21 protein-coding genes are annotated in these 21887 nt (G+C 72.8%); 17 read left to right on the top strand and 4 right to left on the bottom strand.

Annotated elements, in window-relative coordinates; all coding sequences use genetic code 11:
• Nucleotides 1–337: 337 nt before the first annotated feature.
• From ACIP98_RS18300 to ACIP98_RS18250, 11 genes are all read left to right on the top strand, one after another.
• Nucleotides 338–1984: a CTP synthase gene (locus tag ACIP98_RS18300; protein ID WP_319662046.1), complete on the top strand. Its 1647-nt coding sequence runs from the start codon at nt 338–340 to the stop codon at nt 1982–1984.
• A gap of 66 nt (nt 1985–2050) precedes the next feature.
• Complete coding sequence (locus tag ACIP98_RS18295; RefSeq protein ID WP_319661834.1) at nt 2051–2674, top strand: NUDIX hydrolase; 624 nt, start codon at nt 2051–2053, stop codon at nt 2672–2674.
• A gap of 204 nt (nt 2675–2878) precedes the next feature.
• Complete coding sequence (locus tag ACIP98_RS18290) at nt 2879–5164, top strand: NB-ARC domain-containing protein (protein ID WP_401976821.1); 2286 nt, start codon at nt 2879–2881, stop codon at nt 5162–5164.
• A 256-nt stretch (nt 5165–5420) separates the two neighbouring features.
• Nucleotides 5421–6536 carry an alanine dehydrogenase gene (ald, locus tag ACIP98_RS18285; RefSeq protein WP_319662048.1) on the top strand — a complete coding sequence of 372 codons (1116 nt, stop codon included), beginning with the start codon at nt 5421–5423 and terminating at the stop codon, nt 6534–6536.
• 404 nt (nt 6537–6940) lie between these two features.
• A complete protein-coding gene (locus ACIP98_RS18280) occupies nt 6941–7975 on the top strand; it encodes a ParA family protein (RefSeq protein WP_401976820.1) in 1035 nt (344 codons plus the stop codon).
• A complete protein-coding gene (locus ACIP98_RS18275; protein WP_319661837.1) occupies nt 7960–8619 on the top strand; it encodes a hypothetical protein in 660 nt (219 codons plus the stop codon). The genes ACIP98_RS18280 and ACIP98_RS18275 overlap by 16 nt, the downstream gene beginning before the upstream one ends.
• Nucleotides 8620–8679: 60 nt before the next feature.
• Nucleotides 8680–9897 (top strand): segregation and condensation protein A, encoded by a 1218-nt coding sequence (locus ACIP98_RS18270; RefSeq protein ID WP_401976818.1) that lies wholly within the window; start codon nt 8680–8682, stop codon nt 9895–9897.
• Nucleotides 9890–10549: an SMC-Scp complex subunit ScpB gene (gene scpB / locus ACIP98_RS18265; protein WP_401976816.1), complete on the top strand. Its 660-nt coding sequence runs from the start codon at nt 9890–9892 to the stop codon at nt 10547–10549. The genes ACIP98_RS18270 and scpB overlap by 8 nt, the downstream gene beginning before the upstream one ends.
• Nucleotides 10549–11610 (top strand): pseudouridine synthase, encoded by a 1062-nt coding sequence (locus ACIP98_RS18260; protein WP_319661840.1) that lies wholly within the window; start codon nt 10549–10551, stop codon nt 11608–11610. The genes scpB and ACIP98_RS18260 overlap by 1 nt, the downstream gene beginning before the upstream one ends.
• Nucleotides 11611–11710: 100 nt before the next feature.
• Nucleotides 11711–12493 carry a DNA polymerase beta superfamily protein gene (locus tag ACIP98_RS18255; RefSeq protein WP_319661841.1) on the top strand — a complete coding sequence of 261 codons (783 nt, stop codon included), beginning with the start codon at nt 11711–11713 and terminating at the stop codon, nt 12491–12493.
• A 20-nt stretch (nt 12494–12513) separates the two neighbouring features.
• Nucleotides 12514–13503: an ADP-ribosylglycohydrolase family protein gene (locus ACIP98_RS18250; RefSeq protein WP_401976851.1), complete on the top strand. Its 990-nt coding sequence runs from the start codon at nt 12514–12516 to the stop codon at nt 13501–13503.
• Here ACIP98_RS18250 and ACIP98_RS18245 read toward each other — a convergent pair.
• Together ACIP98_RS18245 and ACIP98_RS18240 are read right to left on the bottom strand one after the other, a co-directional pair.
• Entirely contained in the window at nt 13462–14172 is a 711-nt protein-coding gene (locus ACIP98_RS18245; protein ID WP_401976814.1) for a DNA polymerase beta superfamily protein, read from the bottom strand. The two genes, ACIP98_RS18250 and ACIP98_RS18245, sit on opposite strands and share 42 nt — an antisense overlap.
• Before the next feature lie 317 nt (nt 14173–14489).
• On the bottom strand, nt 14490–14852 hold the full coding sequence (locus ACIP98_RS18240) for a DUF952 domain-containing protein (RefSeq protein WP_319661842.1): 363 nt from the start codon (nt 14850–14852) through the stop codon (nt 14490–14492).
• Nucleotides 14853–14962: 110 nt separating this feature from the next.
• On the opposite strand from ACIP98_RS18240, the gene aroH reads away from it, so the two are divergent.
• The 5 genes from aroH to der all read left to right on the top strand — a co-directional run bounded on the left by aroH (nt 14963) and on the right by der (nt 19420).
• The gene (gene aroH / locus ACIP98_RS18235; protein WP_319661843.1) at nt 14963–15325 is read left to right on the top strand and encodes a chorismate mutase; all 363 of its coding nucleotides are present in this window, start codon (nt 14963–14965) and stop codon (nt 15323–15325) included.
• Entirely contained in the window at nt 15322–16407 is a 1086-nt protein-coding gene (locus tag ACIP98_RS18230) for a prephenate dehydrogenase (protein WP_319661844.1), read from the top strand. Before aroH ends, ACIP98_RS18230 begins: the two co-directional genes overlap by 4 nt.
• A 134-nt stretch (nt 16408–16541) precedes the next feature.
• Nucleotides 16542–17231: a (d)CMP kinase gene (cmk, locus tag ACIP98_RS18225; RefSeq protein WP_319661845.1), complete on the top strand. Its 690-nt coding sequence runs from the start codon at nt 16542–16544 to the stop codon at nt 17229–17231.
• Complete coding sequence (locus ACIP98_RS18220; protein WP_319661846.1) at nt 17228–17887, top strand: lysophospholipid acyltransferase family protein; 660 nt, start codon at nt 17228–17230, stop codon at nt 17885–17887. Before cmk ends, ACIP98_RS18220 begins: the two co-directional genes overlap by 4 nt.
• Before the next feature lie 75 nt (nt 17888–17962).
• Nucleotides 17963–19420 carry a ribosome biogenesis GTPase Der gene (gene der / locus ACIP98_RS18215; protein ID WP_319661847.1) on the top strand — a complete coding sequence of 486 codons (1458 nt, stop codon included), beginning with the start codon at nt 17963–17965 and terminating at the stop codon, nt 19418–19420.
• A gap of 22 nt (nt 19421–19442) precedes the next feature.
• Here der and ACIP98_RS18210 read toward each other — a convergent pair whose 3' ends face one another.
• A complete protein-coding gene (locus ACIP98_RS18210; protein ID WP_319661849.1) occupies nt 19443–19694 on the bottom strand; it encodes a hypothetical protein in 252 nt (83 codons plus the stop codon).
• Between the two features lie 177 nt (nt 19695–19871).
• Nucleotides 19872–20645 (bottom strand): hypothetical protein, encoded by a 774-nt coding sequence (locus tag ACIP98_RS18205; protein WP_319661850.1) that lies wholly within the window; start codon nt 20643–20645, stop codon nt 19872–19874.
• A gap of 541 nt (nt 20646–21186) precedes the next feature.
• Here ACIP98_RS18205 and ACIP98_RS18200 point away from each other — a divergent pair.
• A complete protein-coding gene (locus ACIP98_RS18200) occupies nt 21187–21810 on the top strand; it encodes a transglycosylase family protein (RefSeq protein ID WP_319661851.1) in 624 nt (207 codons plus the stop codon).
• Nucleotides 21811–21887: the final 77 nt, after the last annotated feature.

The raw sequence follows: 21887 nt of genomic DNA, 5'->3' as shown, positions 1-21887 counted from the left end.
CGACGAGCTCTTTCCCGGGAGCAGGCGGGGTGGTGCCGTGCCGGTTCACTCGCATCGAATCGATGTGTCCGAGCAGGATACGACGACAACGCGGGCGGTGCGGAAGCCCCGACTCAGCCTGCTGGGCCGGTCGGGTGCATTTTGTCGTACCAATGTCCCGCGACCTCCCCTTTTCACCAGAGAGCCGCCCTCCGCGGCTGGTGCGCGTCACTGATACCCTGGTAGCCCGTGGGCCGGTGGCCTGAACCACTGAACCGCCGCGACGACACCACCCCTCTTCACCGCCATGGTGCCGTCCCGACCACCACCTCGCGACCACGGGAGCCCCCTCTTGGCACTGCCGCCCAAATCCACGACGACCAAGCACCTCTTCGTCACCGGGGGTGTCGCCTCCTCGCTCGGCAAGGGCCTGACGGCCTCCAGCCTGGGAGCGCTGCTCAAGGCCCGGGGCCTGCGGGTCACCATGCAGAAGCTCGACCCGTACCTCAACGTGGACCCGGGCACGATGAACCCCTTCCAGCACGGTGAGGTGTTCGTCACGGACGACGGCGCCGAGACCGATCTGGACATCGGCCACTACGAGCGCTTCCTGGACGTGAACCTCGCGGGCTCGGCCAACGTCACCACCGGCCAGGTCTACTCCTCGGTGATCGCCAAGGAGCGCCGCGGCGAGTACCTCGGCGACACCGTGCAGGTCATCCCGCACATCACCAACGAGATCAAGTCCCGTATCCGGCGCATGGCGACCGAGGACGTGGACGTGGTCATCACCGAGGTCGGCGGCACCGTCGGCGACATCGAGTCGCTGCCCTTCCTGGAGTCCGTCCGCCAGGTCCGGCACGAGGTGGGCCGGGACAACGTCTTCGTGGTGCACATCTCGCTGCTGCCGTACATCGGCCCCTCCGGCGAGCTGAAGACCAAGCCGACGCAGCACTCGGTGGCCGCGCTGCGCAGCATCGGCATCCAGCCCGACGCGATCGTGCTGCGCGCCGACCGTGACGTGCCGACCTCCATCAAGCGCAAGATCTCGCTGATGTGCGACGTGGACGAGGAGGCGGTGGTCGCCGCCATCGACGCCCCGTCGATCTACGACATCCCCAAGGTGCTGCACACCGAGGGCCTGGACGCCTACGTCGTCCGCAGGCTGAACCTGCCGTTCCGTGATGTGGACTGGACGCAGTGGGACGACCTGCTCAAGCGGGTCCACGAGCCCGAGCACGACCTGAAGGTCGCGCTGGTCGGCAAGTACATCGACCTGCCCGACGCGTACCTGTCGGTGACCGAGGCGCTGCGCGCCGGCGGCTTCGCCAACAACGCCAAGGTCAACATCAAGTGGGTCACCTCCGACGACTGCAAGACCCCGGCCGGCGCCGCGCGCCAGCTCGGTGACGTCGACGCGATCTGCGTGCCCGGCGGCTTCGGCGACCGCGGCGTGGAGGGCAAGGTCTCGGCGATCACCTACGCCCGGGAGAACGGCATCCCGCTGCTGGGCCTGTGCCTGGGCCTGCAGTGCGTGGTCATCGAGGCGGCCCGCAGCCTCGCCGGCATCAAGGACGCCAACTCCACCGAGTTCGACCCGGCCACCGCCCACCCGGTGATCTCCACCATGGCCGAGCAGCTCGACATCGTCGCGGGCCAGGGCGACCTGGGCGGCACCATGCGGCTCGGCCTGTACCCGGCCAAGCTCGCCGAGGGCTCCATCGTCCGCGAGGTGTACGGCGGCGAGCCCTACGTCGAGGAGCGCCACCGGCACCGGTACGAGGTCAACAACTCCTACCGGGGCGAGCTGGAGAAGAAGGCCGGTCTGCAGTTCTCCGGCACCTCGCCGGACAACAAGCTGGTCGAGTACGTCGAGTACCCGCGCGAGGTGCACCCCTACCTGGTCGCCACCCAGGCGCACCCCGAACTCAAGTCCCGGCCGACCCGTCCGCACCCCCTGTTCGCGGGTCTGATCGCGGCCGCCGTCAAGCGCCGCCAGGGCTGATCGGTACGGTGGCCGTGGTGGGCCGGAAGCCCGGCCCGCCACGGCACTGCGTACGAAGGGCACAGCATGCTGCAGGACACCCCTGAGGAGTGGCGGACCACGGCCACCACCACCCCTTTCACCGGGAACAAGACCGGTGTCCGCACCGACGAGGTCGTCATGCCCGACGGCGGCGTCGCCAAGCGCGACTACCAGGTCCACCCGGGCTCGGTGGCCGTGCTGGCCCTGGACGACGAGGACCGGGTGCTGGTCCTCAAGCAGTACCGGCACCCCGTACGGATGAAACTGTGGGAGATCCCCGCCGGACTGCTGGACATCCCCGGTGAGAACCCGCTGCACGCCGCACAGCGCGAACTGTACGAAGAGGCGCACGCCAAGGCCGAGGACTGGCGGGTGCTGATCGACGTCTACCCTTCGGCCGGCGGCTCCGACGAGGCGGTGCGCGTCTTCCTCGCCCGAGGTCTGTCCGAGGTGGAGGGCGAGCGCTACGAGGTGTCGGAGGAAGAGGCCGACATGGAGCTGGCCCGGGTCGCGCTGACCGACCTCGTGCGGGGCGCGCTCGCCGGCCGTCTGCACAACAACAGCCTGGTGACAGGCGTGCTGGCGGTGCATGCGGCACGTGCCGGGGACGGTCTGGACGCGCTGCGGCCCGCGGACGCGGAGTGGCCCGCGCGACCGTACGCCGACTGACTCCGGCTGATCCCGGCCGACCCCGCCGGCGCCGGGCCGCCGCGCTGAGGAGCGCGGCCCGGCCCGGCGCGGCCGGGGCCCGGTAGGACCATCGGATCGTCCGGGAGGGTGATCATTGGTGCTTTCGGCCGCGTCGCGCCCGGGGGGCGGACCCGCCCGGTGAACTAGGCTCGTCCCGTTCTCATTCAGAACGGGAGTGGGCCCGTGGCGGATCACGTGCTGGACGCCGACGCATCGGTGGCGGCTTGCGACGACGGCCTCCGGGAGCCGCCGGTACAGACCCCCGCCCCCGGCACGCTGCCGCCCGACGTGCCCCATTTCGTCGGCCGCCGCCGTGAGCTCGAGGAGCTGCGGGCCGACATCGACCGGCCGGGCCTCGCGACGCTGCGCGGGCGCAGTCCCGACGGGAGCCGGGTGCTGCTGGTGGCCGGCCGGCCCGGCTCCGGACGCACCTCCCTGGCGCTGCGTCTGGCCCACGACGTCGCCGACCGCTACCCCGACGGGCAGTTCTTCGTCCGGCTCAGCGACAACGAGGGCGAACCCGTGCCCCCCGGTCAGTCCGCGCGGGCGCTGCTGCGGGCGCTGGGGGTCGGGGCGGAGCCGGGAGCGGAGGGCGCGGAACTGTCCGCGGCGCTGCGCACCGCGCTGGCCGCACGCCGGGCGGTGCTGGTGCTGGACGACGTGGTCGACCCGCGGCAGCTGCTCGACCTGCTCCCCAAGGGCTCCGGCAACCTGTTCGTCGCCACCTCGGAGGGGCCGCTGCCCGGTGTGCCCGACGTACGGCCGTGCACCCTGGGCGGACTCGACCCGGCCGCCTGCGTGGACCTGCTCGCCCAGGCCGTGGGACGGGTCCGGGTCACCAACGACCCCAAGGCCGCCGAGGCGCTGGCCCACGAGTGCGGCGGACATCCCGCGGCGCTCCGCCTGATCGGCGCCTGGCTCGCCACCCAGCCGCGCACCTCCGTCGCCGACGCGACCCGCCGCCTGCACGACATCCGGGCGGATTCCCCGGCCCAGGCCCCCGCTCCGGCGGCCGCCCGCGAGTCGGCACCGGTCGCCCCGACCACCGGTGACGGGGTGCTGCGCGAGGACGTCGGCCGCCGCGGGACCGCGGACGCCCTGCCGGTCGACAAGCGGTCCCGGGTGGTGCCGCGCACCACCCCCGCCCCCTCGGCGGACCCCGCTCCCACCGCGGCCCCCGCCCCCGCCGCACCGCGCGCCACCGCCCCGCCGGAGCTGCTGCGCGCCTTCCGTTTCGTGTACGGGGCGCTCGCCCCCGCCGTCGCCCGGATGCTGCGGCTGCTCGCACTGGCCCCCACGGGCCTGGTGGACGCCCAGACCGCCTCGGCGCTCGCGGGCTGCTCCGTGGGCGAGGCCGAAGGGACGCTGGAGAACCTGGCCGGCTGCGGGCTGCTGCACGCGGAGCCGGTCGCGGACCCGCTGCCCCGGCAGTACCGGGTGCCGGGCTGGCTGACCCCGTCCCTGCACGAGCTGCTGCGCGGCACCGACAAACCCGCCGAGACCCAGCTCGCCCGCGCCCGGATGCTGGAGCGCACCGTACGGCTGCTGCACGCCTGCCGGCTGGGCCTCGAGGGCGCCGACATGGAAGCGGACGGGCTGCCGAAGTCGCTGCGCTTCGCGGACCGCCCGGCCGCGGCCGGGTGGCTGCGCGACCGGCTGCCGGTCCTGCTGGCCGCCGCGCGGCTGGCCGTCGCCGACGGCGAACTGGACACCCTGGCCCGGCGGCTGATGGCCGCGCTCGTGCGCGCGCTGGCCGCCGACCCGGGCGGCGGGGAGAACGCCGCGGAGCGCTACCAGCTGCACCACCTCGTCCTGGACGTCGCCCAGCGGCGCGGACTGCACCGCGAGAAGGCCGCGGCGCTGCTCAACATCGGCGACCTCGACGTAGAGGGCGCCCGTCCGCTCGACGCCCTCGACCGCTACCGCGCCGCGCTCGTCGCCGCCCGCGAGGGTTTCGACGGGGACGCCGAGGGCCGTGCCCTGGAGGCGATCGCCGGCACCTACCTGGAGCTGGACGACCCGCAGCGCGCGTCCGACTGGTACGGCAGGGCCCTCGCCCTGCGCCAGGCGCGCGGCGAGCTGATCCACGCGGCCCGGCTGCACGGCCGGCTCGGCGCGCTGCAGACGTACGCCGGCCGGTACGGGCACGCGCTGCGCGAGTGGCGGGCCGCGGTGGCCGCGTACCGGCGGCTGAAGGACCTGCCGGCCCAGGCCCGCGCACTGACGGAGGTGGCCCGGGTCCAGGAGTACGCGGGCCACCCCGAGGACGCGCTGCGGACCTGCCGGGACGCCCTGTACTGGGCCCGGCAGGCGGGGGAGCGGCGGCTGGAGGGCGCGGTGCTGCTGCGGATGGCCGACACCCTCGACCGGCTGGGCGATCCTGCGGGTGCGCGGCTGCAGCGGGCGGCCGCCCGGCGGCTGCTCCCGGCCTCCGAGATCCCCCGGAGCCCGGAGGCCGAGGAGGGCTGACGCCGAGGGGAAAGGCCTGACCGGCCGCTACCTACGAAACTGCCAATGCCTTCGAAGAAAGTAGTCACTTTGTAAGGCTGGACAGCGAGTCTTCCTTCACTACACTTGGTCACACCGCGAACATCGCGGCCAGGTCCGACGTACCCTGACATCGGCCGGTTCCGGCTGGATTCAGCCGCTTTCGACCGGCATGACGGGTGTCGGAGACCTGTGCACTGGCAAACCCGACGCTCCCCACACAAGGACCGTGATCGACGTGAAGGTCGGCATCCCCCGCGAGGTCAAGAACAACGAGTTCCGCGTGGCCATCACCCCCGCCGGCGTGCACGAGCTCGTCCGAGGCGGCCACCAGGTCTTCGTCGAGCTGGACGCCGGCCTCGGCTCGTCCATCCCGAACCAGGAGTACGTGGCCGCCGGTGCCACGATCCTCCCCACCGCCGACGAGGTGTGGGCGACCGCCGACCTGCTGTTGAAGGTCAAGGAGCCGATCGCGGAGGAGTACCACCGGCTCCGCAAGGACCAGACGCTCTTCACCTACCTGCACCTGGCCGCCTCCCGCGAGTGCACCGACGCCCTCCTGGAGTCCGGCACCACCGCGATCGCGTACGAGACCGTCGAACTGGCCAACCGCCAGCTGCCGCTGCTCGCTCCGATGTCCGAGGTGGCCGGCCGGCTCGCCCCGCAGGTCGGCGCGTACCACCTGATGCGCTCGGCCGGCGGCCGCGGCGTGCTGCCCGGCGGCGTCCCGGGCGTGGCCCCGGCGAAGGCCGTGGTCATCGGCGGCGGGGTCTCCGGCTGGAACGCCGCGCAGATCGCCATCGGCATGGGCTTCCACGTCACCCTGCTCGACCGCGACATCAACAAGCTGCGCGAGGCGGACAAGGTGTTCGGCACCAAGGTGCAGACCATCGTCTCCAACGCCTTCGAGCTGGAGAAGGCGGTCCTGGAGGCGGACCTGGTGGTGGGCGCCGTGCTCATCCCGGGCGCCAAGGCCCCCAAGCTGGTCACCAACGAGTTGGTCTCCCGGATGAAGCCGGGCTCCGTGCTCGTCGACATCGCCATCGACCAGGGCGGCTGCTTCGAGGACTCGCGTCCCACCACGCACGCCGAGCCGACCTTCACGGTGCACGACTCGGTCTTCTACTGCGTCGCCAACATGCCCGGCGCGGTCCCCAACACCTCGACGTACGCGCTCACCAACGCGACGCTCCCGTACATCGTGGAGCTGGCCAACCGCGGCTGGCGCGAGGCGCTGCGCCGGGACGCCGCGCTCGCCAAGGGCCTCAACACCCATGAGGGACAGGTCGTTTACGGCCCGGTCGCCGAGGCGCACGGCATGGAGTCGGTGGACCTGGCGTCGCTGCTCGCGTGATCGTCGGCTCAGTCGACTGATCGACTTTTTGGTCCGGCGTCAACGCGCCGCCCCTCCGGTACTCACGGCCGGGCCTTGGGAGTTCAAGGCCCGGCCGTTCGCGTGGAACCGTACGGTTTCACCGATTCGTCCCTCGGCGAAACATCCGCGACGAGCCCGTTACACCCTTGACAGCGGCGCGTTCGGTTGCCGACACATCGTGCCGTGTCCGGTGGATTGTGTTGCTGTGAACCACCGACACGCCATAGAGTCGCCAACCGTCGGCATGCTGCAACGCTGACCTATTGAGAAGTTTCCTGGTCACCAAGGAGGTAAGACGACTTGTGAATGAGTCGACATTTGCTCCCGGGGGTGGTCAGCCAGGAACGACCGTTCAGGCCGAGGGCTCCTCAAGGCTCGAGGCGGTGGGCTCCGTGGCCGTCCGCACCTTCGAGGCGCGCCGGCCCGGACAAGGCAACGAGGCACACACCCCGAATCCCATGGCGCACTACGAAGAAGAGCTGCAGGACGGTCAGTTCTACGACCCCGACGCCGAGTACGAGCCCGACCCGGAGTACGCGGCCACCCTCGCGCCCGACGCGGCCCGTCAGCGGCGCGAGCGCGTCGGCCCCACCGGCCGTCCGCTGCCGTACTTCCCGATCCCCGGCCCGCTGAACGACCACGGCCCGGCGAAGATCATCGCCATGTGCAACCAGAAGGGCGGCGTCGGCAAGACCACGTCGACCATCAACCTCGGTGCCGCACTGGCCGAGTACGGCCGCCGTGTGCTGCTGGTCGACTTCGACCCGCAGGGCGCGCTCTCCGTCGGACTCGGCGTCAACCCGATGGAACTGGACGTCACGGTCTACAACCTGCTGATGGAGCGCGGGCTCTCGGCCGACGAGGTGCTGCTGAAGACCGCGGTGCCCGGCATGGACCTGCTGCCCAGCAACATCGACCTGTCCGCCGCCGAGGTGCAGTTGGTCAGCGAGGTGGCCCGCGAGTCATCGCTGCAGCGCGCCCTCAAGCCGCTGCTGCCGGACTACGACTACGTCATCATCGACTGCCAGCCGTCGCTGGGTCTGCTGACCGTCAACGCGCTGACCGCCGCGCACCAGGTGATCGTGCCGCTGGAGTGCGAGTTCTTCGCCCTGCGCGGTGTCGCGCTGCTCACCGAGACCATCGAGAAGGTCAGGGAGCGGCTCAACCCCGAGCTGGAGCTGGACGGCATCCTCGCCACGATGTACGACTCGCGGACCGTGCACAGCCGCGAGGTCCTGGCGCGCGTCGTCGAGGCCTTCGACGACCACGTCTACCACACCGTGATCGGGCGGACCGTGCGCTTCCCGGAGACCACGGTCGCCGGTGAGCCGATCACCACGTACGCGTCCAACTCGGTGGGCGCGGCCGCCTATCGCCAGCTCGCCAGGGAGGTGCTCGCCCGGTGTCACGCCGAGTGAGTCTCCCGGGGGCCGACGAACTGTTCCGGACCACCGGGGGGCGGGGGCTCCAGCCCTCGACGCCGCGGCAGCACGCCAACGGTGAGACTCCCGGCGACAGCGCGGACCGCCCCCTGAGGCCCGTCCCGGCCCCCGCGGGACCGTCCGCGGCCGAGGAACCGGAAGGCGCCGAGGAGGCGCCGGTACAGGAATCCGCGGCCCCCGCCGAGGAAGCCGAGCACACCGGCCGGGACAGCGGGACCGCCCCGGCCGCGCGGCCCGTCCCGGAACAGGCCTCCCCGGCCGGCCAGCCGGGCCGCCGCACCCTCCAGCCGCCCGCGGGGTCCCCCGGGGCGGCGGCCTCCTCCGCGGCCGTCCCGGCCGTCCCGCAGCCCGTGCAGCCGGCCCAGCAGCAGCCGCGCCGCAAGTCCGGGCGCGCGCCCCGGCGGCCCAGCGGCCGCGAGCGCCACGACGAGAAGATCACGGTCTACGTCTCCGCCGAGGAACTGATGGACCTCGAACACGCCCGCCTGGTCCTGCGCGGCGAGCACGGCCTCGCCGTGGACCGGGGCCGCATCGTCCGCGAGGCCGTCGCGGTCGTCCTCGCCGACCTGGAGTCCCGCGGCGACGCGAGCATCCTCGTCCGCCGCCTCCGAGGCCGCTGACACCTCCGGCGCGATACGGTGCCGTCCTCCGCACGGCCCCGCAGCACGACCTGGACCCGAATGCCCTCCGACGACTCCGCCAGCTCCTCCCGCTCCCGCCGCCTCCTGGGCCGCGGTCCCGGTACCGCGCCGCCGCCCCCGGACGCGGAGCCACCGGCTCCGGTGACCCCGGCGGCCGCCGACGGCGCCGCCGCAGTCGTCCCGCCCGGCATCGAGGGCACCGCCCCCGTCGCGCCCGCGGCCGAGCCGCCGTTGGAGCCCGCGGACCGCGCGGAACCCGCCGCGCCCCTCCCGGCGCCCGCCCAGGCGCCCGACGACGCCCCTGAAGCCCCTTCCGCCGCGCCGGCACCGTCCGAGCCCGTCGTGGCTCCCCAGGCCCCTCACGAGGCCCTCAGCGGCCCGCCGGGGCCCGCGGCCCCGGAGCGGGAGCCGGAGCGCACCCCCGAGGCGCCCGCCGGGGAGGGGGACGGGAAGTTCACCGTGCGGCTGGCGAACTTCGAGGGGCCCTTCGACCTGCTGCTGCAACTGATCTCGAAGCACAAGCTGGATGTGACCGAGGTCGCGCTGTCGAAGGTCACGGACGAGTTCATGGCGCACATCCGCGCCATGGGGCCGGACTGGGACCTGGACCAGACGACGGAGTTCCTGGTCGTGGCCGCGACGCTGCTGGACCTGAAGGCGGCCCGCCTGCTGCCCGCCGCGGAGGTGGAGGACGAGGAGGACCTGGCGCTGCTGGAGGCGCGGGACCTGCTGTTCGCGCGGCTGCTGCAGTACCGGGCGTACAAGCAGATCGCGGCGATCTTCGCGGACCGCCTGGAGGCGGAGTCGCTGCACCATCCCCGGACCGTCGGGCTGGAGCCGCACCACGCGGAACTGCTGCCCGAGGTGGTGCTGAGCATCGGCTTGGAGCGCTTCGCGCAGCTCGCCGTCAAGGCGATGCAGCCCAAGCCGAAGCCGCAGGTGTACGTGGACCACATCCACGCGCCGCTGGTGAGCGTCCGGGAGCAGGCCGAGCACGTGATCGCCGTACTGCGCGAGCGCGGGGAGGCCAGCTTCCGCGAGCTGACCTTCGACGCGCCGGACACGCTGACGGTCGTCGCCCGCTTCCTGGCGCTGCTGGAGCTGTACCGCGAGAAGGCGGTCGCACTGGACCAGGAGGAGGCCCTGGGGGACCTCCGGGTCCGCTGGACGGGCGGCGAGAGCGCACCGGAGCAGCCGCTCGTCACCGATGAATTCGACCAGGACCCCGCGGCGAGGAAGGACGGGAAGGATGACTGACGAATCCGCGGAGGAGGCCGTCCCCGGGGAGCGGACCGGGGAGGCGCCCGCCGGGCTGCTCCCGCCGGCCGACCTGGAGCTGCGCCCCGCGCTGGAGGCGGTCCTGATGGTCGTGGACGAGCCGGCCACCGAGGAGACCCTTGCCAAGGTGCTGGACCGCCCGCGCCGCGAGGTCGCCACCGCGTTGCGCGAGCTGGCCGAGGAGTACACGGAGCAGAACCGCGGCTTCGACCTGCGGCTGGTCGCCGGCGGCTGGCGTTTCTACACCCGTCCCGCCTTCGCGCCGGCCGTGGAGAAGTTCGTCCTGGACGGCCAGCAGGCCCGGCTGACGCAGGCCGCGCTGGAGACCCTGGCGGTCGTCGCCTACCGCCAGCCGGTGTCCCGTTCGCGGGTCTCGGCGGTGCGCGGCGTCAACTGCGACGGCGTGATGCGCACCCTGCTCCAGCGGGGTCTGGTCGAAGAGTGTGGGACGGAACCCGAGACAGGTGCGATCCTGTACAGGACGACGAACTACTTCCTGGAGCGAATGGGCCTGCGCGGCCTGGACGAGTTGCCCGAGCTCGCGCCCTTCCTCCCGGAGGCTGACGCCGTCGAGGCGGACTCCCTGGAGGGCGTCCCCTCATTCGACCCGGACTCGACGACGGAAACTTGATGCGAAGCAGTAGCGGCAGCGGCAGGAACAGCGGTGGCAACCGGAACAACCGGGGCGCCGGTGGTGGCACGCCCGGGTCGAGGTCCGGGGGTGGGCGCGACGACCAGCAGAAGCGCGCGGGCCGGCCCCGTCCGGAGGAGCGCCGCTACGACGTCGGCGGCGGTGCTCCCGGCGAGGCCGGGAAGGGCAGGGGCGGCAGGCCCGGCGGGGCCTCGGGCAAGCCCCGCAAGTCCGTTCCGGCGCGCCCGCGGGAGCTCGACGCGCAGATCGAGGAGCGGAACCGGGCGCGGCACGACAAGCCCAAGCTGAACCTGCCCAAGACCTTCCCCGGCGCCGAGCAGGAGGGCGAGCGGCTGCAGAAGGTGCTGGCCCGGGCGGGCATGGGCTCGCGTCGTGCGTGCGAGGAGCTGATCGAGCAGCGACGGGTCGAGGTCAACGGCACGATCGTCACCGAGCAGGGCCTGCGCGTCGACCCGGAGAAGGACGAGGTGCGCGTCGACGGGCTGACCGTGGCCACGCAGTCGTACCTGTTCTTCGCGCTCAACAAGCCCGCCGGCGTCGTCTCCACGATGGAGGACCCGGACGGCCGCCAGTGCCTCGGCGACTACGTGACCAACCGCGAGACGCGGCTGTTCCACGTCGGCCGTCTCGACACCGAGACCGAGGGCATCATCCTGCTCACCAACCACGGTGAGCTGGCCCACCGCCTCACCCACCCCCGGTACGGCGTGCAGAAGACCTACCTCGCCGCGATCAGCGGGGTGCTGCCGCGCGACATCGGCAAGCAGCTGAAGAACGGCATCGAGCTGGAGGACGGCTACGCCCGCGCCGACAACTTCCGCGTCGTGCAGCAGACCGGCAAGAACTACCTCGTCGAGGTGACCCTGCACGAGGGCCGCAAGCACATCGTGCGCCGGATGCTGGCCGAGGCGGGATTCCCGGTGGACAAGCTCGTGCGGACCAGCTTCGGCCCGATCGCGCTCGGCGACCAGAAGTCCGGCTGGCTGCGGCGGCTGACCAACACCGAGGTCGGCATGCTCATGCGCGAGGTCGATCTCTGATCCCGGCGCCGCCCCTGCCGGGGTGCCGCCGGATCTTCTGATCGACTTCTCATCCCATAAATACTTTCCCGCAGGCCCCGCCTCCGGGAAGGATGGGGCGATGACCATCCACGCCGAGCGGCTGCGCGAGGCCGGGCTGCCCGAACTCACCCCGGTGCTCGCCCGGCAGGGGCACCAGCTGCTGTTCGCCACCGTCTCCGGGGCGCACCTGTACGGGTTCCCCTCCGACGACTCGGACGTGGACGTGCGCGGCGTCCACCTCCTGCCGCTGGCCGAGTTCATAGGGCTGCGGGAGGGGGAGGAGACGCAGAGCCGCATGTGGGAGCAGGACGGGCTCGAACTCGACCTGGTCACCCACGACCTGCTGAAGTTCGCGCGCCTGATGCTGCGCCGCAACGGCTACGTCCTGGAGCAGCTGCTGTCCCCGCTGGTGGTGCACACCAGCGGGGTCCACGCCCAGCTGGTCGACCTCGCGCCCGGCGTCGTCACCAGCCGGCACGCCCACCACTACCGCGGCTTCGGCCGCACGCAGTGGGCGCTGTACGAGAAGACCGGCGAACTCAAACCGCTGCTCTACACCTTCCGCGTCCTGCTCACCGGCATCCACCTCATGCGCACCGGCGCCGTCGAGGCCCATCTGCCGACCCTGCTGGACCAGCTCACCGCCCCGGAGTACGTCCGCGACCTCATCCGGGACAAGGCCCACGCCGAGCACGGCCTCGCCATGGACCTCGACCCGCGCCGGGTGCGTGCCGACGTCGAGGACCTCCAGGCCACCCTGGAGGACGCCGAGCGGGCCTCCCGGCTGCCCGCGGAGCCGACCGCGACCGCGTACGACGCGCTGCACGACCTCGTGGTGCGCACCCGGCTGGCGGCGGCGTGAGGCGGCCGGCCGCCGGGGCGATGGCCGGACTCGCCATCGGCGACGCGATGGGCTTCCCGACCGAGTTCAACGACGTCCCCGCGATCCTCGCCAAGTGCGGGCCGTGGCGCTCCATGGAGCTGCCCCGCCCGGCCTTCGTCACCGACGACACGCAGATGACGCTCGCCTTCGGGCGCGGTCTGCGCACGGCGACGGACCGCGGCCGGCTCACCCCGTCCCGGCTCGCCCGGCCGGTGCGGGAGGAGTACGTCGACTGGTACCACTCGCCCGACAACAACCGCGCCCCCGGCCGCACCTGCCTGGTCGCCTGCGAGAAGCTGAACCACCAGGACCGGCGGTGGCAGGAGGCCAGCCAGACCGGCTCCAAGGGCTGCGGGGCCAACATGCGTGTCGCCCCCGCGGGTCTCGTCCCCGGACTCACGCCGGACGAGCGGGCCGGTGCCGCCCAGTTGCAGGCCGCGCTGACCCACGGGCACCCCACCGCGCTGGCGGCGAGCGACCTGACCGCGTACGCCGTGCACGTGCTCGCCCAGGGCGCGACGCCCGGCGAACTGCCCGCGCTGCTGCGGGAGTACGCGAGCGCGAGCCGCGGGACGTACCAGGAGTGGTGGCTCGGCGACCTGTGGCGGTTCGCGCACGACCACAGCCCCGCCGACTTCGCCCGCCGCGGCTGGGACGAGTGCCTGAAGGTCCTGGACCGCCTGGACGCGGCGCTCGCGGCGCCGGACCCGGAGGCCGACCCGTGCCTGGCCACGGGGGCGGGCTGGATCGCCGAGGAGGCCCTGGCGACCGGGCTGCTGTGCTTCCTGCTCTTCCCGCAGGAGCCGCTGACGGCGGTCCGCCGGGCCGCGTGCACCTCGGGGGACTCGGACTCGATCGCGTGCCTCACGGGGGCGTTCGCGGGCGCCCACCTGGGCCTGGCGGCGTGGCCGCAGGAGTGGGTGGCGCGGATCGAGTACCGCGAGGAGCTAATGGCCCTCGGCGACCTCTGGGACGGCGGCAGCGGCTGACGCCCGGCGGACGCGGACGAGGAAGTCCTCGACGCGCGCTCGGTCGGGCTCGGCCGGGAGCGGGGTGCGCGCCGCCGCGGCGGCCGCCTCCTCGTGGAGGCGGTGCATCCAGGACTCGGCCTCCGGCCAGGGGACCTCACCGCGCTTGACCTCCAGCAGGCGGGTCCGCAGGTCCCCGACGTCGACGCGCAGTTCGCCGGTGCGCAGCAGGTCGCGCGCGGAGACCAGCAGCCGCAGCAGGTGCATCACGTGCTTCCAGCGCGGCGCGCCGTGGTTGCGCAGGTCCGCCTCCAGCTTGGCGCGCTGGCCCAGGGCGTAGCGGGTGAAGGTCTCGTGGACCTGCCGGGACAGGAAGGCGCCGCGCAGCTCCAGCAGTTCGCGCCCGGTCGCGTCGGCGTGCTCGACGAGCGGGGAGTGCAGGCACTCCAGGATGTTGGGGTTGGCACGCAGCGCCAGTTCGCAGAAGCGCTCCAGCTCCCAGGAGAACTGCTCCGGCGCGGGACCGTCGACGTGCGTCGGGGGCTTGGCGAAGCGCCAGAACAGCGCGGTGGGCGCGACGAAGACCCCTCGGCGGTCGGTGTCGCTGCCGTCGGTGGCCAGGCCGAAGGCCCGGGAGCCCATGACGCAGGCGTAGACGGTGTGGTGGCGTACGAGGTCGTGGTCGCGCATGGGGCGCGATCGTACGCGTCGGGCGAGCCGGACCTCACCCGCTTTCACGGTGACCGGCCGCGGCTCCAGCGGCTGCGGCGCGGGCCCGGCGGCCACCGACGCGTCGGCGACCTTGAATCCGCTCCCGTGGCAGGGGCAGTTGATCGTGCCCCCGGAGACGTCCTTCACCACGCAGCCTGGTGCGTGCAGACCGCGGAGAACGCCTTGACCCGCCGGCGGCCGGCTGCGTCACCACGATCTTCCGGTCGGCGAGGACCGTGCCGCCGCCGACGGGCACCGCGGAGGTACGGACACGGCGTATTCGGATAAAACGGAGCCTATGACCACACCGCGAGCGCCACCGCGCGGCCGTCCCCGTCCCGGCGCACCTCCAGCATCCCGACCACGGCGCTGCGGTTGACGCGCCCGTACACGTGCGGGAAGCGCGTCTCCTCGGGGACGCCGGGCGGCGGCACCGGTTCGGCCTCCTCCCACAGCACGCGGGCCTCCAGCGCCTGCTCGTCGATCAGCAGCACCATCAGCGGGCCCGGCGTGTTCCGGTAGAAGGCGTCGGCGACCGCGAGCGCCACGTCCTCGTCGGGCGAGCAGTGGACGAAACCGTCCTCGGCGAGCGACGAGGGGGCGTACGGCCGGTCCGGGTCGCGCAGCCAGTCGTCCAGGGGAACGAGGTGGTAGATCATGCCCAAGTTGTACCGCGCCCGTCTCGCGGGACGGGCGTGTCCACCACGTCCGGGCCTCCCCGACTACGCTGACCAGGTACGTGCGGGTCGAGGACACAGGGAGCAGGGACGTGGCGGTACGAGCGGTCCGCGGAGCCGTCCAGCTGGAGCGGGACGACGCGGAGCACATGCACGGACAGGTGGCGGAGCTGCTCACCGCGATCCTGGAACGCAACGACATCGCGGTGGACGACCTGATCAGCGTCTGGTTCACGGCCACCCCCGACCTGCACAGCGACTTCCCGGCGGTCGCCGCGCGCAAGCTCGGCATCACCGACGTGCCGCTGATCTGCTCGCAGGAACTCGACATCACCGGCGCGATGCCCCGCGTCGTGCGGATCCTCGCGCACGTCGAGAGCGACCTCGCCAAGGGGGAGATCTCCCACGTCTACCTCGGCGCCGCCGCCGCCCTGCGCAAGGACATCGCCCAGTGAGGACCGCCCTCGTCATCGGCACCGGCCTCATCGGCACCTCCGCCGCGCTCGCGCTGGCCGCGCGCGGCGTGGAGGTGCACCTGGAGGACCACGACCCGCGCGCCGCCCGTACCGCGGCCGCCCTCGGCGCCGGCACCGACGAGCCGCCCGCCGGACCGGTCGACCTGGCGATCGTCGCCGTGCCGCCGGCCCATGTGGCCACGACCGTCGCCGAGGCGCAGCGCCGCGGGCTGGCCCGCGGCTATCTCGACGTCGCCAGCGTCAAGGCCGGGCCGCGGCGCGACCTGGAGGCCCTCGGCTGCGACCTGACCTCGTACATCGGTACCCACCCGATGTCCGGCCGCGAGCGCTCCGGCCCGCTCGCCGCCACCGCGGACCTCTTCGAGGGCCGCCCCTGGGTGCTCACCCCGACCCCGCGGACCGACACCGAGGTCCTCAACCTGGCCCTGGAACTGGTCGCGCTGTGCCGCGCGGTGCCGGTGGTCATGGACGCCGAGGCGCACGACCGCGCCGTCGCGCTCGTCTCGCACACCCCGCACCTGGTGTCCAACATGGTCGCCGCGCGCCTCCAGAACGCCGAGGACAGCGCGGTGCGGCTGTGCGGCCAGGGCATCCGCGACGTCACGCGCATCGCCGGGTCCGAGCCCGGCATGTGGATCGACATCCTCTCGGCCAACCCCGGGCCGGTCGCCGACGTCCTCGCCGAGATCGCCGCCGACCTGACCGACACCGTGGAGTCGCTGCGGGCCCTGCAGTCCGCCGACGACGCCAAGCGCCGGGCCGGCGCCGGCGGCATCGAGGACCTGCTGCGCCGCGGCAACGCCGGTCAGGCCAAGGTCCCCGGCAAGCACGGCTCCGCCCCCAAGGCCTACGAGGTCGTCGCCGTCCTCATCGGCGACCAGCCGGGCGAGCTGGCCCGTCTCTTCGCCGACGCCGGGCGCGCGGGCGTCAACATCGAGGACGTCCGCATCGAGCACTCCACCGGCCAGCAGGCCGGCCTCGTCCAGCTCATGGTCGAGCCCGCGGCCGCCGCCCGGTTGTCCGCCGCGCTCCGCGAGAAGGGCTGGAACCTGCGGGCCTGAGCCCGGCCCCGGCGGGAGGTCCGGGTGGCCGTGGCGCAAACGTGGTACGGAGCCGAATGGGTGGCCCGGTAACCTTGTGGGGATGGCGTTCGCCAGCAGCACAAGGCTCCACGTACAAGGAAGGTCTCCCGACTGTGTCGAATCCGGTGATCGTCGCGATCGACGGCCCCTCGGGCACTGGCAAGTCCAGCACTTCGAAGGCGGTCGCGGCCAGGCTCGGGCTGAGCTACCTCGACACCGGTGCCCAGTACCGGGCGATGACCTGGTGGATGCTGAGCAACGGCGTGGACGTGGACGACGCGGCGGCGGTGGCCACGGCCGCCGAGAAGCCCGTGATCATCTCCGGGACGGACCCGTCCGGGCCGACGATCACCGTGGACGGCGAGGACGCGTCGGGCCCGATCCGCACGCAGGAGGTCACCGGCGCGGTGAGCTCCGTGAGCGCGGTGCCGGAGGTGCGGGCGCGGCTGGTGGAGCTGCAGCGCTCGGCGGCCTCGGGCGCGCCGGCCGGCATCGTCGTCGAGGGCCGGGACATCGGCACCACGGTGCTGCCGGACGCCACGCTCAAGATCTTCCTCACCGCGTCGCCGGAGGCCCGCGCCGCCCGCCGCGGCGGCGAGCTGACGGCCGCCGGCAACGGCGCGGTGGACCTCGCGGCCACCCAGGCCGCCCTCGTCCGCCGGGACGCGGCCGACTCCGGCCGCAAGACCTCCCCGCTGGCGAAGGCGGAGGACGCCGTCGAGGTCGACACCAGTGACCTCACCCTCGACCAGGTGATCGACCGCATCGTCGCCCTGATCGGGGAGAAGCGGGACGCTTCGTGAGCGGCACGTCCGGGATCCCGGGGCCGAAGGGGGTGGCCGTCGGCCGCCGCCTCGGCATCGGGATCATCAACGGCCTGTGGCGTCCCCGGGTGCTCGGTGCCTGGCAGGTGCCCGCCTCGGGCCCGGTGATCCTCGCCGTGAACCACGCGCACTACGTCGACGGCCCGGTACTCATGGGCACCTCGCCGCGACCGGTGCACTTCCTGATCAAGAAAGAGGCGTTCGTCGGGCCGCTGGACCCGTTCCTGCGCGGGATCGGCCAGCTCCCGGTGGACCGGCACAGCACCGACCGCACCGCCGTCACGGCCGCCCTGGGCGTGCTGGAGCGCGGCGGGGTGCTCGGGATCTTCCCGGAGGGCACCCGGGGCGAGGGCGACTTCGCCGAGCTGCGCGCGGGCCTGGCCTACTTCGCGGTGCGCTCCGGCGCGCCCATAGTGCCGGTCGCGGTGCTCGGCACGACCCGGCCGGGTCGGCTGATCCGCGGCCTGCCGCCGCTGCGCGGCAAGGTGGACATCGTCTTCGGCGAGCCCTTCGAGGCCGGGGACGGCAGCGGACGCCGCACCCGCACCGCGCTGGACGAGGCCACCGTGCGCATCCAGAAGCACCTGACCGCCCACTTGGACCACGCCCGGCGCAGCACGGGACGCGTGTCGTAGCGCCGCCCTGATCCACACTGGGGCAGACGGCCCTTGCCGGGCCCCGCACATTTGACGATCGACGGAGAAGCTTTCATGGACATCGAGAACGAGTACGGCGACGTCGGCGCGCTCGGCGACGCCGAGTACGCCGAGTTCATGGAGCTCGCCGCCGAGGAGGGTTTCGACCTCGACGACGTCGCCGGTGACCTCGCGGCGGCGGGCCACGGCCCGCTGCCGGTGCTGGCCGTCGTCGGCCGCCCGAATGTCGGCAAGTCGACCCTGGTGAACCGGATCATCGGGCGCCGTGAGGCGGTCGTCGAGGACCGCCCCGGCGTCACCCGCGACCGCGTGACCTACGAGGCCACCTGGAACGGCCGCCGCTTCAAGGTCGTCGACACCGGCGGCTGGGAGCAGGACGTGCTCGGCATCGACGCGTCCGTGGCGGCGCAGGCCGAGTTCGCGATCGAGGCCGCCGACGCGGTGGTCTTCGTCGTGGACTCCACGGTCGGCGCCACCGACACCGACGAGGCCGTCGTCAAGCTGCTGCGCCGGGCCGGCAAGCCGGTGGTGCTGTGCGCCAACAAGGTCGACGGCCCCTCCGGCGAGGCCGACGCGGCGCTGCTGTGGAACCTGGGCCTCGGCGAGCCGTTCGCCGTCTCCTCGCTGCACGGCCGGGGCACCGGCGACCTGCTGGACGCCATCTTGGAGGCCCTGCCCGAGGCGCCGATGCAGACCTTCGGGAACCTGGTGGGCGGCCCGCGCCGGGTCGCGCTCATCGGCCGCCCGAACGTCGGCAAGTCCTCCCTGCTCAACAAGGTGGCGGGCGAGGAGCGCGTCGTCGTCAACGAGATGGCCGGCACCACCCGCGACCCGGTCGACGAGCTGATCGAGCTCGGCGGCAAGACCTGGAAGTTCGTGGACACCGCCGGTATCCGCCGCAGGGTCCACCTCCAGGAGGGCGCGGACTACTACGCCTCGCTGCGCACCGCGGCCGCGCTGGAGAAGGCCGAGGTCGCGGTCGTCCTCATCGACGCCAGCGAGACGCTGGCCGAGCAGGACACCCGGATCATCTCGCTGGCCGTCGAGGCCGGCCGCGCCATCGTCATCGCCTACAACAAGTGGGACCTGATGGACGAGGAGCGCCGCTACTACCTGGAGCGGGAGATCGAGAAGGATCTCGTGCAGATCCAGTGGGCGCCGCGGGTGAACGTCTCCGCCCAGACCGGGCGGCACATGGAGAAGCTCGTCCCCGCCATCGAGACCGCCCTCGCGGGCTGGGAGACCCGGGTACCCACCGGCCGCCTCAACGCCTTCCTGGGCGAACTGGTCGCCGCCCACCCGCACCCGATCCGGGGCGGCAAGCAGCCGCGCATCCTCTTCGGCACCCAGGCCGGCACCAAGCCCCCGCGGTTCGTGCTCTTCGCCTCGGGCTTCCTGGAGGCCGGCTACCGCCGCTTCGTCGAGCGGCGGTTGCGTGAGGAGTACGGCTTCGAGGGGACGCCGATCCAGGTGTCGGTCCGGGTCCGCGAGAAGCGCGGCCGCAAGAAGTGACGCCCGACCTCGGGGGCCTGCCTCACAGGCCCCCGAGGCGGTTGTTCGCCGCGCCCGGGGGCAGGGCCGCCGGCCCCGTCAGATGGGTGCGGTGCCGCCCTGCCCGGTAGGCGGCGGACGACGGCAGGTGCCGCGGGCCGAAGCCGTTGAACTGCAGTTCCTCCTCGCCCGTGCGGTCACCGGGGAGGGTGCGGAACAGCCTGCGGTACTCGGAGTAGAGCGCGTCGTAAATCGGCGTGCCCTCGCTCGTGGACGCGTCCTGCGCGGTGCGCATGGGGGGGATCGGGCTGCGGTACGGGGCTCGTGAGGAAGCGTCAAAGGTGTGCACGTCGTGCCAACGATCAGGAAATGTCGCGGGATGCGGTTCGTACGGATGAATTACGCATTTACACCCGCACAGGCCAAAGGCGCGTACGGACTTCCGTACGCGCCTTGACGGGGGCCGGTCGGCTCAGGTGCCGGAGAGGGGCATCGTCGCCGCGACGAGCATCCTGTGCGCGCACGCCCGTTCCAGCGCCTCGCGCAGCAGGTCCTCGCGGGGCTGCTGGCCGATCGTGCCGTGCGGGGCGGCGTAGACGTACACCTCGTTGGACTTGTTGACGGCCGCGCGCCAGCCCTCGCTCACCGCGAGCGGCTGGTGCGCCTGCCACCACGCGCCGGCCGTGCCGGGCTGGAGGATCGCGTGCAGCTGGCCCATGGCGAGCAGTACGGACCAGCCGTGCAGCGGGGCGGGCGGGGTGGTGAGGTCACCGACGGGCGTGAAGCCCTGCTCGATCAGGATCGGCAGGAAGTCGTCGCCGGGGCCGTTCTCGCCGGGCCGGGCGATCGGGCCGGTGGGCTCGATGACCAGGGCCGGACAGACCTGGTCCTTGACCAGGATCAGGCCGCAGGTGATGCCGAGCACCGCCTGGCGCGGCGTGCCGCCGGCCTCCGCGGGCCGGGGCGCCTCGCTCCCGGAGATGCTCTGCACGGCGCCCTGCAGTTGCTCCTCCGAGACCGGGACGACCTGGGAGGGGATGCAGGTGGCGTGCGCGAAGGCGAGCACCGCGGTCTCCTCGCCGACGAAGAGCACGGTGCTGGTGCGCTCCGTCGAGGTGTCGCCGGGCGTGCGGCAGGAGGTGCAGTCATACGTGCCCGGCGCGCTGTCGCCGGCCAGCAGGCGAGCCGCCTCCTCATCGCCGATCTCGGCTCGTACCTCGTCGCTGACGTCGAGCATGGGCGGCACGAAAGCCTCCTTGGAATGTACGGCTACGGGCTCCTCTGCCGGGCCTCGCCCGGCACACAGTGACAACGGCCGATCTGTGGCGGGAGTCACGGCTTTGTTTGCTCGCACTCCTCTTGCTGCGTGCACAGGGTGAACGGCCGTGCGGAGCCGGTCACTCCATGTCCAACGATGGCCCTTCCCGGGCCCCGCGCGTATGTGAAAGGCATCACACGGCGCATATTCCCTGTGATGACATGAACGGACAAAGGACGATCAATCGGGTGTCCTGAATGCGGTCTTACTCCAGGTAACCGTCAACTGGCCTGCGGCGAAGGGGATTTGTTTGGCGGCAGGGGGTTGCGCTGCCTAGATTTGCCCGCCGTGTGCAGAGAGCACCACCCGGGAAAGCTCGCACGGAGGGTGACGGCGGATCAGCAAGCCGCCGTCGAGCGAGCGAGGGGGACGGGGCGCCGCGTCCAATGCGCGGGGCTGTTGTCCGCCGAGGGCCCGCACGACACGTGCGGCGCCATGGGGGAACCCCGGGTCCGTGGAGAGGGATTCCATGGCCGTAAACGCCAAGTACCGACAGACCGCACTGCTCGCCGGCGCCGCCGCGCTGACCCCGCTGGCCCTCCTGGCCGCCGCGGGGCCCGCCAAGGCCGCCGACAGCGGGGTCTGGGACCGCATCGCGAGCTGCGAGAGCGGCGGGAACTGGCACATCAACACCGGCAACGGGTACTACGGAGGGCTGCAGTTCTCCGCGGGTACCTGGCGCGCCTACGGCGGCACCGCCTACGCGGCGACCGCGGCAGGGGCGAGCCGGGAGCAGCAGATAGCCGTCGCCACCAAGGTGCAGCGGTCGCAGGGCTGGGGAGCCTGGCCGACCTGTTCCGCCCGTGCGGGGGCGTACGGCAGCGCGCCGGGCGGCGGTTCGGCCCCCGCGGCACGCAGGGCCCCGGCGGCCCCCAAGGCCGCCGCGACGCCCGGGCACTCCGCCCCGCGCCACAGCGATCGAGGGCACCGGCGGGCCGAGGGGCACGGCAACTACCGTGTCCGGCCCGGTGACACGCTCAGCCGCATCGCGGCCGACCACGGCACCAGCTGGAAGAAGCTGTACGCGGTCAACGCCTCGGTGATCGGCGCCGATCCGAACCTGATCTACCCCGGTCAGCGGCTCTCCGTCTGAGGCCGCGGAACCGTCCGCACCGCGCCCGCCCGGTCGTGCTCCGACCGGGTGGGCGTCGTGCCCACCGGGCGCGGCGG

Origin of the sequence: Streptomyces sp. NPDC088354 (assembly GCF_044753585.1) — a bacterium.
In the GTDB taxonomy this organism is placed as follows: domain Bacteria; phylum Actinomycetota; class Actinomycetes; order Streptomycetales; family Streptomycetaceae; genus Actinacidiphila.
The sequence above is the reverse complement of the archived record's forward strand: the minus strand, read 5'-3'. Positions and strand labels throughout refer to the sequence as shown.